The sequence below is a fragment of the Rheinheimera sp. B2H12 genome, assembly GCF_059620065.1.
Genome location: NZ_CM184363.1, coordinates 1627992 through 1641738, shown reverse-complemented (window position 1 = coordinate 1641738; position 13747 = coordinate 1627992). Strand labels below are relative to the sequence as shown.

Below are 13747 nucleotides of genomic sequence, written 5' to 3'. Positions count from 1 at the left end.
TTCACATGCAAAAATCTGCTTTTGGCAGCCATTCTGCCGATGCCAAAAAAGTGAGTGCCAGTTTACCTATGCTAACCCTGTTGGGTTTTACCGCACTGGCCGGTGCTGTCCAAGCTGCATGCCCAGCCAACTACCCTGAATCAGGCGTGCATGAACAACACATTGAACATGACGATCTGACCAACGGCAAAGTCAGCATTGAACAGATCCACCGTTTAGGCAAACAGTTGTTTGTGGCTCAGTTTAATCTCTGTGATGGTCAGGGCAGACCCGCAACCACAGGCGGTGGAGAAAAACGCGCACCTGATCAACCGGCATTTATCCGCACGTCTTCCCCTGAAACCAATTCTTGTGCCGGCTGCCATTCCCAACCGGTCACTGGTGGTTCAGGTGAATTTGTCGTCAATGCGTTTATCCTGGCACAACGACTGGATCCGGTGACAGAGTCAGTCTCAGCCAACTTCAGTAATGAACGTAATACCTTAGGCATGCATGGTGCAGGCGCGATTGAAATGGTTGCCCGCGAAATGACCTATGAACTACGTGCTCAGGCAAATAACTTGCCAGATGGCAGGCACACTCTGCAGTCCAAGGGCATTCAATTCAATATCAGAAAAGAACATGGCGCAGTGGTCGAAAGCGAAGGCATCAACACGGATCTGATGGTCAGGCCTTTTAACCAATCTGGCAATATTGCCACCTTGCGGCATTTTACCGTCGATGCGATGAATCACCATCATGGCATGCAAGCAGAGGAAAGGTTTGACCTTAATCCGGCGAAAGGTTTTGATAAAGACCATGATGAAGACGATGTTGAACGCGAGTTGTCAATCGGTGACATCACCGCGCTGGCCGTGTATCAGGCCACCTTACCCGTACCGCAGCAAGTGTTGCCCCACTCATGGAAAAAACGTCAGGCTGTCGCACTGGGCGCAAAAAAATTTAATGAGATTGGCTGTAACAGCTGCCATGTTCCTGAGTTAACACTCAATGTTCCTGTCTTCGCAGAACCCAGCCCATTAAACGCGTCTCATACCTTCAATGATACCTCCCGATCCATTCGCTGGGATATGACCAGAGAAGGCAAGGCACCGCGTTTAGCAAAAAATGCCAATGGTACCGCGACAGTCAGAGCTTATACCGACCTTAAACGACACAACTTATGTGATCCGGTCGGCAGCCCGGATGCGATACGTTTCTTTTGTAATGAAAAATTAGACCAATCGCGCCCGGCACAGCATGGTAATCCAGGCGCTGAATATTTTGTCACCCGTAAATTGTGGGATGCTGGCAGTTCAGCCCCTTACGGCCATCGGGGTGATATAACCACTTTAACCGCGGCTATTCTGTATCACGGCGGCGAGGCACGACAAAGTCGTGACCTGTTCACTTTTTTACCGCTAACCGAACAAAAGGCGGTAATTCAGTTCTTAAAATCACTGCAAGTTGTTGACTTATAAAACAGATTAGGAAGCTACAATGTTAGAAAGTAAATTAGTTACGCTAGTCCGGCGTGATGCTATTCCGTCCATGCGGACCATTGAAGTCAATGGTGTAGAACACTGGCTCGGCCACGTGAAAGACTTCACTAAACATGAAAGCATGCAGGCATTTTTACCAAAAGATAACCGCATCTCGATGGCTTGGGTCAGACTGGAGGCCGGCGAACAACTGGATGAACATATCCATCCGGTTGATTCAATGATCCTGATTTGCGAAGGTGGCGCTCAAACCCTGGGTGACGTCGAAACGGTGATGACGGCCGGTGACGCCTTATTGGTGCCACCGACTCGCCCGCATGGTTTTATCGGCGCCGAACCTGCTGGCTTTTGGGGGTTGTCGATTCAATTTGATTCACGCGGATTGTATGAAAACATCGAAGATCCCTGGGCAACTTTTCATCAAGATGAAGCTTATCTGGTACAACATGCTGACAATATTGTCGACAAACTGTTTCAGACCAATGATAAATTCAGAGACCGCTTTGATAAACATCGCTTGTTTGCACTGGTTAAAAAAGGCTTGCTGCAGGAGCCTGCCGCCAAACAGCGCTTTTTAGATTGTTTTCAGGTTTGGTCTAATCATTTTCAGAAGATGGTATTTTTCCGTTACCTGACCAGCAATTCCCGACGGCATACTGATATTGCCTGGGAGCATCTGGTCGAAGAGTTCGGCCATAACAAAGCGCTGGAATCAAGCCGCCTGCAGCAAACGGACATTTTTGATCCGATCTTAGAAGCAACCAGCAGTTGGTTCAGCAGTGCGATACAACGTTTGTCAGATATGCAAAAACTAGTGCTGGTACATTTGGTCGTTGAAGCTTCAGCCACAATATTCTATCGCCATCTGGCTCCTGAAATGTCTGCTGATACCAGCAGCGCACACTTTCACAGCCATGAAGCCGACGATCATCATCACGTCAAAATGGGTTATGACCATATCCGTCGTCATACTCCGGAACTACAGGAAGCAGAACAATTATTCAAAATTCAGGAACAAGGCTGGTCCATGCTGATGGCGGTTATGAGCCGTATCACGGATCTGGTGGTGTATGGCAATAACCCTGAAACTGCCGGCCGTCATCAGAACACGACCCCTGCCCCGGCTGCGGTTGAGTAAACTATGAATGCACATTATGCATGGCCTTCAGCCGGAGAGCGCCGGCTCCCCGGCTTTATTTATACAGACGACGCCATTTTCAGACTTGAAATGGAACGGATTTTTTTGGCCAATAGCTGGAACTATGTTGCACTCAGTTGTGAGTTACCCCAGCCTGGTGATTTTATTCTGAGTACCATTGGCAATCTTGGAGTCGTCGTATCCAGAGATCGCAAAGGAGATGTCAGAGTATTTCTAAACCGCTGCCCGCATCGTGGGGCGCGACTGTGTGAACGACGCAAAGGCAATAATAAACTGTTCACTTGTCCTTATCATGAATGGAGTTTTAATCTGGAAGGACGTTTGGTTGGTGTGCCGCTGAGTCGTGGCGTCGACGGTAAAGGCGGCATGTCAGCCCAATTTGATCCTGCCGCCCACCATCTGCAGCAATTGTATGTGACTGAACGACACGGCGTGATATTTGCCAGCTTCAGCCAGACGGTGGCCCCCCTGGAAACCTACCTTGGACCTAAAATTCTGCAATATTTTGATCGGGTCTGTAATGGCAGGCCACTTAAAGTGATAGGTAAACATAAACATGTGGTCTCCAGTAACTGGAAACTGCAAATTGAAAATGTCAAAGATACTATCCATGCCGCTATTTTACATTCATTTTTTACTTTATTTGGCATCTGGCGATCTGATCAAAAAACTCAGATCCTGATTGAGGAGCAAGGACGACACAGTGTACTGGTATCAACCGCCACTTTTAGCAAACAAGAAGGGTGCTCAGTCACCAAGCAGGATGCCGAATTTACGCTGCAGGACGAAAGTCTGATTGCTCACAGTCCAGAGTTTCAGCAAGCGACGGGGGCCGTGATGACCCTCTGGCCAAATCTGATTTTTTTGCAACAACTCAATTGCCTCGTGATGCGCCATGTCGAGCCTGTTGATGCCCACTCCTGCATTAAAACATGGACCTTTTTTGCTTACGCTGATGAGCCACAGGAACTGACTGACCGCCGTATTAAACAAGCCAATCTGCTGGGGGCGGCAGGGCTGGTATCAATTGATGACAATGAGATCCTGGCATCCTGTCAGCAAGGCATATCCTACCAGCAAGACTTTGCAGCGGTGCTGGAAGCAGGTGAAAGCAACAGTGATTGTGATTACCTGGTGTCCGAAGCGGCAATTCGGGCCTTTTATCAATATTACCGGCAAGTGATGGAGTTGTAGATGCAAGATCTGATCAATGCATTATTGCTGGATAAAGCGCTGGATGATTTTTATACCAGCTACGCAGCTGCCATCGATGAGCAAAACCTGACAAAGTGGCCAGGCTACTTTACCGAACAAGGCAGCTATCTGCTGACCAACAGATATAATTTCATGGACAACATGCCTGTTTACAATATCTTTTGCGAGGGGCAAGGCATGCTGACTGATCGGGCGACAGGTATAGAAAAAGCGGTCTGGTTTCGCGAGCGTCAGCAGCGCCGGTTGATTTCAAATATCCGGCTGGTGTCACTAGAAGGCAATATTGTGAATGCACAGGCCAATTTTTTCGTGATGGAATCAAGACAAGGCTTGCCTTCTCAGCTCCTGGTCTGTGGCGAAAGTTATGATTCATTCGTCTATCAGCACAACAGCCTGTTACTGCACAGGCGGCTTTGTGTGATTGATGCAGAAATCTTGCCTGATTCAATTATTTACCCGCTTTGAAGGATCAAACAAATGGAATACTCTGCTGTGCGTAGCATGTCCGCTCCCAGTCACCCAATGAAACGGGTCGCCGTCATTGGCGCGGGTTTGTCCGGACTAGTGTCAATCAAAGAATTAATCGATGAAAGCCATACTGTCGTTTGCTTTGAGCAGAATGATAATATTGGCGGCGCTTTTTATAACAAAGCGGATGAAGGTGGAATATACAATGATATTCATCTGACCGTTTCCAATTACTTTATGGCATTCTCATCTTTTGCCGCTCGGGAACAAGTCCGCAAATATTGGACCGCCAGCGAGTATCTGGAATATCTGACAGACTTTACCCATCATTTCCGGCTGAGAAAATTTATTCAGTTCAACACTGAAGTGTTGAGTATTACACCGGCAGGCCAGCAGCAATGGCTGATACAAACTAAGTGTGGTGGCGAGATCAAACAGGAATGGTTTGATGCGGTCGCAGTATGTAGCGGAAAGTTCAGAAACCCGGATTATCCGGATATTCCCAATATCAGACAATTTCGTGGCAACATCCATCATAGTTTCGATTTTAAAGAAGCCAGTTCGTTTAAAGATAAACAGGTGGTGTGCCTGGGACTCGGTGAGTCTGGTTCAGATATTGTCCATCAAATTGCGCAGGTGGCGGCACAGACACATTTAGTCGTGAATCGCCCCAAAAGTATTATTGCTCGGATTATTCTTGGTGATACCGGCGACTCGCGCACCACCCGGGCAGCCCACTATTCATTTTTAATTAATCATTCTAATTTTGAAGCAACGCTGAAAAAACGCATCATGAATAAAGGGCTGAAATTACATGAAAGCAAACAGAAAAGACCACTGAGTGCTTTTTGGATGTGGAAGTTCCTGGTGAAGTACGGACTGCATGGTGAATTCAGCAACAAGAATGATATCTGGATGCAAGATGTAGACAGCGGTAAAACTCAGCTCCATTTGTTTTCTGTGCAACGATTTGAACCTGAAGGCATTGTGCTGAAAGATGGGCAATTCATTCGCTGTACCGATGTGATTATGGCGACCGGATATAAAACACAATTTGATTTTATCGCTCATCCGGCGGCGCAGGAGGTTGCAATGAATATTCGTTCTAACTATCTGCATATGATCCATCCAGACCTGCGCGATAGTCTGGTCTGGATTGGTTTTGCCAGGCCGGATGTTGGCGGGGTACCAACCATCGCTGAACTGCAGGCAAGATATTTTGCCAGACTGCTGGCAGGCAAAGTTTCACTGGAAAGCAGTGCCGAGCTGGCATTGAAAATCAATGCTTACCAGCATGAATGCCATCAGCAATTTTGCCTTGAACCCAATCGCTCAGAAAATGTTCGTTATTACCGTTTTACGCATTATCTGGCACAAAAGCTGGGTGTAGTGCCGAAATGGTATGATGTGCTGCCAGACTTCCGGTTAATTTTCAATTTTTACCATGGCAGTTTAGTTGCGGCACAGTTCAGATTGCGTGGGCCTGGCAAAATGCCAGCACATGCTAAAACTGTCATACGCCAGGTTGGCCTGATGCGGGTGCCTGGCTGGCATAAAGTCTTTTTTTATAGCCTGACTTCAGCCTTAGCACTGGTCGCCCCATTACTCCGTCGTTTGATCCAACTGACAGGCTTAGCAGAACATAACTGTAATCATTACAAAAAGTATAATAACATCAATGAAATAATCAGCATGCAATGGCCATCTGGGCAGGAGTTCAGTCTGCAACATGACACCCGACTCGGTGCTGTCTTTGCCAGCCAGTTTGAGCTGGAAGGGTTTAAGTATTTTCTGCACACTGAGTACGACATTCCGCTGGAGTTGCTGCATCCCAATCAAACCATTGCACAGCTGGACACTTACTTGCAGCAAACCGAAAGCTTACTGGCAAATATGCCTGAAGGCTGATTTTAACCAGCATTCAACTTGTCTCATGCATGAGGTAAGCAGAGCCCGACATGCAAGCACGCTTCAGCGGTTCAGAGCCGTGCTTGCAACCAACCTCAGCCAGACTGAACTGAGTACAGTGAGTACGATGCTGATCCGGCACGAAGGCTCAGTTGTGCAACAGATGTTTCAGGCCGTGATACCAACTTTGCAATGCAACGGTGCCATGTGATTCATCCGCGAAATATTGTTGTTTGATGTTAAAAGCCACCGACTTATTCGCCGCCAGAGCCGTAGCGAACTGCTGCCCCCAGGCTAAATTCGTCACCCCGATATCACCGATGGCCGCATTGTTGGCAAAACCGATATACACCTGAGCGGCCAGTTGTTTTTCAGCAAAATTCACCGTGGCAAGCTGTCGGTTTAGATAGTTATCATCCCAGACGGCGGTGGGATCGATGATGAGATAATGACTAAACACGGTCGGATCATTCAGCAAGGCGGCGGCGCTGAATAAACCACCAAAAGATTCACCGACAATCATCCGCTCGGCCGCAATGCGGTATTGACGCTGCAACTGTGGGATCAGCTCAGTTTTAAAAAATGTCAGGTAAGCCGCTGCGTTGCCGGTCGGGCCGGCAAATTGTTCCAAAAGTTTGCCGTTAAAGGTCCAGCGCGCTAATGACGTTGGTGTCAGATCACGTTCCCGGATAGCATTTTCACTGCTGGGCACTGCCACTACAATTGCCTCTTTGACCTGACGCTCCAGCGTATCCGTGCTTAAACCTTCCAGCATACCGGCAAAAGCTTTCCAGCGGTGCACGTCGCCATCTAACAGAATAATCAGCGGATATGCTGCGTTGTTTTGCGAATAAGATGGTGGTAAATAAACATAATAGGACCGCTTCTCCTGTAATACTTTTGAAGCCAACTGCTGCTTAACGCCAAAACTCAGTTCAGACCCTGCTTGTAACGGCCCTGCCAGTAACGTCAACAGCAGTAACCACCAACATTTTTTCATGAGTTCATCCTTCACATCTGGTCAATAACTCGTTCTGGCGCACCTTTGGCGGCAACTTTAAGCACTGCACTCAACATGTCTGGCAAAGTTTTGTAAAATACTCAACCAGCCTTGCTGCTGTTGCTGCGCTGAATGTTCATCTTCAGCAGCAAAAGTTTCGCAAAGGTGCACCCCCTGTTCGCTTTCGCTAAATTGCACTGTGACTTGGCGCTCGTCGGCCAATTTGTATTGAATGCATTGATAAGGAATGATGTGGCTAAACTCGCCCTGAAAATCGAAGCCAAAGGAGCCATCTCTGGCTTCCATCCGATAATTGAAACGCCCCCCCACCTGCAAATCCAGTTCTGCCCGCGGGCAACACCAGTCAGCGCTGGCAAAATTCCATTGCATAATGTCAGCCGGCGTGGTCCAGGCTTGCCAGACCTTTGCCAGCGGCGCTTTGACCAGAGTTTCAATCACAATGTCCATCGTTTATCCTTAAAAAGTTCTGCTTTGAGCCCAATGCTCAGTTGCCAACTCTGACTAGTCGAAACAAAGCACTCAGATTCGACCACAATTGCAATGAGAGCGCAGCCATCAACCCTGGTTTGGCTCTGTCGGCTGAAGGGCATAATACTGCTTAAAATAATACAGATAGATACCGAGCGCGATGGCCGGCAGCAATAAGAACAGGTTATTAAAAGTGATACTATTAATGGCGAGCAGCATTGAGGTCAGCAGCGCCCAGAATAACCATTTTGCTTTGCTGTACTGCAGCTTGACGAGCTGGCCCTTTTTGATTGCGCGCTGTTGTAACATCAGCAACAGCACAATCACCAGCAGCGGCAACAGTTGGTAGATACTCAGGGTGAACATCGGCATCAATTCGCTCATCCTTTGGAAATAACCAGGTGATCATCGCAACTGCATGCCAGCTTGCGGCAGCGCCAGATGTAATAAGGGATAAGGTTTGCCCTGACCATCCAGTGCCGAGCGGCCGGTCACGACAAAGCCAAGATGTTGATAAAAGCCCAGCGCCTGGCTATTTTGCTCATTCACATCCACCAGGCTGGCACCTTGTTGTTTGATAGCATCAGCCACCAACATAGCGCCAATGCCCTGACCCCGCGCCGCCGGCTCAATAAACAACATTTCAATATTGCCTTGCAGCACGCCACAAAACCCAAGGATGTCACCGCTCGGACTGACCGCGCACTTTAACTCCACCGCGTCAAAATACTGCTCTAGTATCAACGGTTTTAATTGCTGTAAATCCTCTTCGGCTAAAAAATCATGGCTGGCTCTGACTGAGGCTTCCCAGATCTCAAGCAATCTTTGGTACTGCGCTTTTTTTACCTGTACAATTTGCATCATTCATTCGCTTATATCGGTTTATCCTGCACTCCGCTCACCAGAGGCAATCCACCTGTCAATTTAACGGTCACGAAATCTTTCATTTGCTTTGAATGCTTCAATTTCCAGCGGCGAATCGGCATAGCCATAAGTCAGCATGTCAGTAAAATGCTGGCTGATCACCTGAGCTAAGGTGGAGCGTTCAATTTGCAACACATGCACCAGCTCATGTGCCAGCTTTGCTGTCGTCAGTGGGTAATCTTTTCTGACATAAATGGCATAGCCGAATACCTGGGCATTATTAATGATGCCATCACCGATAAAGCCGACTGCTTCGCCCACTGTCTTTAGCAATAAATTGTCATACGGAAATGGCACTGCATCGACATAAACCAACCTGACTTTTTCCGGCTGGCGCAAGCCGATTTCGCGGGCTATCAACAATTGTTTTTCATCTAAGGCAACGCCTTTAGCAACCCCTTTTGCTTCAGTCTCCGTTGCCCACTCAATGTATGGAGGCAGGATCAGCACAGAAATTAATTTTTGCTGAAAAATAAAAATCGCACCAACCAGCATCAGTACCAGGGTCAATACCAGCGTAAATGATATTTTAAATATCCTCATCCTGTGAAACATTCTCAGTACGCACTAACTGCCACAAGACAGTGTGCTAAAAGTTGATAGCCCGACAGCAAAAATAATTGGCCTGTTCAATCAATATGAGTTGTGTGAAAGAGCTATTTCACAGCCAGAACCTGACAACACTCCTGCCAGACCTGAATGTTTTAAACATTTCAGCAGCATAAACTGAACTTAATTAAAAATTCAAGCGCATTGATAACAAGTCATAAATGCGAGCGACTTTAACTGGCAACAAGACAGGCGCCGGCATCAGCTATAGACTCGGCTGCGATGCCGTCATTGACAGCCCTTTGGGTAATTTCAGATAAGCCATCACAGCAGCATCACGCCTGGCGTTATCCAGATGGTAGCCTTGTTGTCGATACAGTTGGCAATAGTGCATCGCATCGCCTTGCAGGTGCAAAAAGTCTTGATAAGGCAATGCCTGAAGTGCCTGCTGCCAGCGTGCAAGAACAGCAACAGGTGGCGGCGTTAATCCAGCCAGAATTTGTGCTGAGGCAACAAACTGGCTGCCGGTTGCGACCGCTAACATCTCATCTGTCGCATCCCCCAGCCAACTGGTTCCACATTTAGAAACGAAGCATAACGGCATAAAAGGCGCCAGTGCCGGGCAGATATCATTGCGATACACTGAAACTTCCCAATAACTTTGCGCAACTGTGACAAACTGCACAAAGCTGGTGATTTCGGCAAAACCGGATTGTGCGAGCGGCAGCACCTCAATCCGCGGCTTATTCGGGTTCACGGTATCATTGGAGACATCCAGATACCAATCCCCGAGCGTCATCGCGTTTTGAAAATAGACACCCCGCAACGCCCCCCATATTTTTCGCAACACCTGACCTTGTGCCAGCCGCTGACGGATCAACACCAGGCCAGGCTCAGTCGAGGTTGGCAATTGTTGTGCCAGCAGCTCAAAAACGGTATCACGGATCTCGCGACAGCGTCCAAGCGGATAGATTTTGCTGCCGATATAGGGGTACTGCGGCAGCAAGGTTAAATCTGCCGTCAACCTTAATTTGGCTAAAGCCGCCACGACGGCGTTAACCTGCTCATTATCCCAGCTTATCTCTGGCACATTCATCTAAAAACCTGATTCTCTTAGCAAAATTGCATAAATATAACGGATGCCATCCAGCAATAAGCTACTTGCCTCTACCGCTAAACTCACCTGGCCATAGTGCTGACTGGTCAGCAGATGGGGTTGTTGCAAACTTAAATGCACTTCGTAGGTCGCGGCATCAGGGATCAGCAGGTCCGCCATTTTTTTCGCTGCAATAGGTCCGCCATAGTCAGCGGCTAAACCGGCATATGGTAAATGTTTGATTGCCGTCGGGATCACTTTTTCGACCACTAAAGCGCTTGTTAATACCACACCATCATTGCCAATAAACTGCGCTGAACTGCCTATTTTTAACTGATTCAGCACACTGGAACTGACATAAGCTTTCACCATGCCACTTTGTACGTCATAGAGTGTTGCTAATGACTTCTTTTCATTCACATAGTCGCCTTTTTGCAGCGTCGCCCATTGCCCGATATAACCTGCATAAGGCGCGCGGAACAGCAGTTTCTCCCGACGCTCCAGTAATGACGACAAGCGGGCATTCTCGCGTGACATCTGGCTTTGTAGCGTTAATTGGCTCTCACGCGACATCGCGCCCGAACTGGCCCGTTGCCACTGCGTTTGCAATGCCTCGAACCTGAGCTGACTTAACCGGATTTGCTGCTCAACTTCAGGTGATTGCAACAAAATCAGCAACTGGCCTGACGCAACTTTTTTATCCTGCGGAATATCCCAGGCCACCACCTGACCTGCTTCGCTCGGATAGAAGTTTTGATGCCGGGCAAAAGTCACCACTGCCGGCGCACTGATCTCGTTTTGCCAGGGAATGACTAAACCTAGCAGCACAATCAGGCACAACGACAGACTGAGCCGGCTGGAGCTATTTAATCTCATTTGTTTCCTTAACTTCCACCACACCGCTATTTCTGCACCAATCGGCATCAGCACAAACCAAATAATCTCGACTAAAAACAGGACTATGCCTAATAGCTTAAAGGCAAAATAATAAACCAGCAGCGCGATGCCAATAAACAGCAGAAAACGGTACAGCCAGGTGCTCCAGGCATAAGCCACCATCAGCGCACATTTTTTGCGATTCAGTGGCTCAGGCGGTGCAAAACCAAAACCAAACAACAATTCCCGTAAAAACCAGCGACCGACTAAAAAGGATCGCGGTTGCAGATTCTCCATCCCTAAAAAATCTGACAGGGCGTAATAGCCATCAAAGCGCATAAAGGGACTGATATTAATCAGTAAAGAGGAGATCCAACTGGTGGTCGCTACAAAAAACAGCACATGCCGAAAACTTCCTTCCGGCACAATGCCCCATAAAAAAGTTGCCACACAAGCCAGATAAATCTCTACCCGGATGCCGGCAGTGACAATATCCAGCCGCTGAAACCTTGAGCGCAAGCGCCAGGCATCTGTGGTATCGGTATACAAAATGGGCGTGAGTAATAAAAATGCCACCCCCATCGAACTGACCCGGCAGCCGTACCGCTTGGCTACCAGGGCATGACCGAGTTCATGCGCCGTTTTGACCAGCACCAAGGCCGCGACATAATACAAAATGGCCGAAAAATTGAAGAAGTTTTGCAGGGTATGGCTAAAGGTTTCCCATTGGCGCAACACCATCACTAAACCGATAGCGCCTGACAGCAGCGCAAGCCAATGCAGCGGTAGCGTAAACAGAAACTTCAGCTTTGGGAAACAACGGCTGAGCAATAAATCGGGCCGGACTAATGGAATTTTGATAAACAAATAGTTATGTAATAGCCAGCTCAGTGCATGTTTTTTCTGCAGCCCTGCCGCTTGCTGCAAACCGGCCAGTTCAGCCGTAGACTGACGTTCAAGCAGATGATTGTGCTCTAAAAACCGGATAAAAAACCGTAGTTCGTCTGCGCTGATATCAATATCGCGGCGCTGTACCAACGCCAGCAACTGCTGCTCGTTGTCAGCTTGCCCCCACTCCTTGAATAAGTAAAAGGCACTGCTGGTTAAGAAAAAAAACTTATTCGCCAGCGGATCAAAAATTTGCCAGCGTGGTTCGCCATCTTCATCCGGGGAAGCGGCCAACAGACGTAAATTCTGCCGCAGCCTGGGTAAAGCAACCGGCGCAACTGCTTGAGATAACATTTAAAAACCTAAATTTTGTCGCACAAAAGTGATAGGTCTGCGCAATAAATAATAAACCAGCGGAACCCGTTCGCCATACAACTTGGCGGTGCCCCGTAATCCTATCCGTGGCGGCGTACTATCCTGACGGCTATCAGCCACGATCCGGTAAGCGACAATCTGCTCCGGGGTTAAGCTTGGTTCAAAGGATGAATAATCGACCACAAAAGCCAGTGGATTAAGCGGATCGGTATCCAGATAAAAAGTCACTTCGTTGCCCCGACTTAATGAAATGGCATCTTTCACCGGCAAGTTAACTTCCAGCTGGATCTTGGCCGGATCGGCAATCAACAAGATGCGTTCTCCGATCACCACCGGACGTCCTTGCCATTGCTCAGGATCATCCAGCACCGCCACACCGGCCTGCTGCGCCTTGATTTCGGTCTGTGCTAACTTGGTTTGCAGATAATCCCGCTCTATGGTTTTAATCTCCACCTGCGATTCCAGCTCTGCCAGCTCAGCTTTTTTCCTGCTATCGACATAACCTGCTTGCTCGGCAGTGCGCAGAGCCGCCCTGGCCCGCTCTAATTCCCGCTCGGCCACTTCATAATGTCCGTTAAACTCGGTTTTATCCAGCAGCACCACGGGTTGGCCCTGACGGACCTCGTCACCGGGTTTGACCAAAACTTCGCTGACGGCGCCGGCAATGGCCGAGGTAATCAGTAGCGGTTGTTTCGGGATGATCTCACCAGGCGCTAACACTGTTAACCGAACCGGTAAAAAACTCACAACCGCCAGTGCCACTGCCAAAGCAATGCGACGCCGCTTGGTCAACAGTCGTTTTGACCAATAACGCCAACCGGATTCAGTGATAAAAAGCTGCATCGCATGGGCATAACTGGCCGCCAGATGCTGCAACAATCCGATGTCTTTGTCGCTCCAGGATTCAGATTTCGCTAATAACAGCACACCCACCCGCTGATTGGGTTTGGCAGGGATCATCAGCGGCAACCACAGCATATGAGGCGGCGAAAACTCTGCCAGATCATGCTTGAGTTCATCCGGCCAGGTCGCGGTGTTGATGACGTGGGTCTTAGCTGCCAAGGCCGAACCAGCCAAATGTTGCGCCACCTGTTCCAGCCAGGCGCAAAAAGGCGTCGTCCGATCAATCAACGATAGATCACTCAAAGCAGCCAGCGTCAGCCGCTGCAGCTCGTTGCCCCGTAAAAAGGCCGCCTGTTGGTACGACAGCAAGCTGCGCGTTGCATTCACCATCACAAAACTCAGTTCTGTCAGGGTTTCACAACGCCGCACTTGCTGCTCTAGCTGTAGTAATTGTGCAATTGCTTGGTCAGACATGC

Annotated in this window: 13 protein-coding genes; 5 read left to right on the top strand and 8 right to left on the bottom strand. The window is 48.5% G+C overall.

Annotated features, from left to right (window positions below; translation table 11 throughout):
* Window positions 1-5 precede the first annotated feature (5 nt).
* The 5 genes from AC53GJ_RS07280 to AC53GJ_RS07260 are packed head-to-tail and all read left to right on the top strand — an operon-like array spanning window position 6 to window position 6231.
* Window positions 6-1460: a di-heme oxidoredictase family protein gene (locus AC53GJ_RS07280; protein WP_496731914.1), complete on the top strand. Its 1455-nt coding sequence runs from the start codon at window positions 6-8 to the stop codon at window positions 1458-1460.
* A 19-nt stretch (window positions 1461-1479) separates the two neighbouring features.
* The gene (locus AC53GJ_RS07275) at window positions 1480-2619 is read left to right on the top strand and encodes a cupin domain-containing protein (protein WP_496731913.1); all 1140 of its coding nucleotides are present in this window, start codon (window positions 1480-1482) and stop codon (window positions 2617-2619) included.
* A 3-nt stretch (window positions 2620-2622) separates the two neighbouring features.
* A complete protein-coding gene (locus AC53GJ_RS07270; protein WP_496731911.1) occupies window positions 2623-3834 on the top strand; it encodes an aromatic ring-hydroxylating oxygenase subunit alpha in 1212 nt (403 codons plus the stop codon).
* Entirely contained in the window at window positions 3835-4320 is a 486-nt protein-coding gene (locus AC53GJ_RS07265; RefSeq protein ID WP_496731910.1) for an aromatic-ring-hydroxylating dioxygenase subunit beta, read from the top strand.
* A gap of 12 nt (window positions 4321-4332) precedes the next feature.
* Window positions 4333-6231, top strand: coding sequence for an NAD(P)-binding domain-containing protein (locus AC53GJ_RS07260; RefSeq protein WP_496731909.1), 1899 nt, complete (start codon window positions 4333-4335; stop codon window positions 6229-6231).
* Between the two features lie 148 nt (window positions 6232-6379).
* Here the strand turns inward: AC53GJ_RS07260 and AC53GJ_RS07255 are convergent, their stop codons facing one another.
* The 8 genes from AC53GJ_RS07255 to AC53GJ_RS07220 form a co-directional block, all read right to left on the bottom strand.
* The gene (locus AC53GJ_RS07255; protein WP_496731908.1) at window positions 6380-7231 is read right to left on the bottom strand and encodes an alpha/beta hydrolase; all 852 of its coding nucleotides are present in this window, start codon (window positions 7229-7231) and stop codon (window positions 6380-6382) included.
* 57 nt (window positions 7232-7288) lie between these two features.
* Window positions 7289-7699 carry an SRPBCC family protein gene (locus AC53GJ_RS07250; protein WP_496731907.1) on the bottom strand — a complete coding sequence of 137 codons (411 nt, stop codon included), beginning with the start codon at window positions 7697-7699 and terminating at the stop codon, window positions 7289-7291.
* A 108-nt stretch (window positions 7700-7807) separates the two neighbouring features.
* Entirely contained in the window at window positions 7808-8092 is a 285-nt protein-coding gene (locus AC53GJ_RS07245; protein ID WP_496731906.1) for a hypothetical protein, read from the bottom strand.
* Window positions 8093-8125: 33 nt separating this feature from the next.
* Window positions 8126-8584 (bottom strand): acetyltransferase, encoded by a 459-nt coding sequence (locus AC53GJ_RS07240; protein WP_496731905.1) that lies wholly within the window; start codon window positions 8582-8584, stop codon window positions 8126-8128.
* A gap of 60 nt (window positions 8585-8644) precedes the next feature.
* Complete coding sequence (locus AC53GJ_RS07235) at window positions 8645-9187, bottom strand: hypothetical protein (RefSeq protein ID WP_496731904.1); 543 nt, start codon at window positions 9185-9187, stop codon at window positions 8645-8647.
* A gap of 271 nt (window positions 9188-9458) precedes the next feature.
* Window positions 9459-10289, bottom strand: a complete 831-nt coding sequence (locus AC53GJ_RS07230) for a hypothetical protein (protein ID WP_496731903.1) — start codon at window positions 10287-10289, stop codon at window positions 9459-9461.
* Window positions 10290-12407 (bottom strand): site-2 protease family protein, encoded by a 2118-nt coding sequence (locus AC53GJ_RS07225; protein ID WP_496731902.1) that lies wholly within the window; start codon window positions 12405-12407, stop codon window positions 10290-10292.
* Window positions 12408-13745: an efflux RND transporter periplasmic adaptor subunit gene (locus AC53GJ_RS07220; RefSeq protein ID WP_496731901.1), complete on the bottom strand. Its 1338-nt coding sequence runs from the start codon at window positions 13743-13745 to the stop codon at window positions 12408-12410.
* Between the last annotated feature and the right edge of the window lie 2 nt (window positions 13746-13747).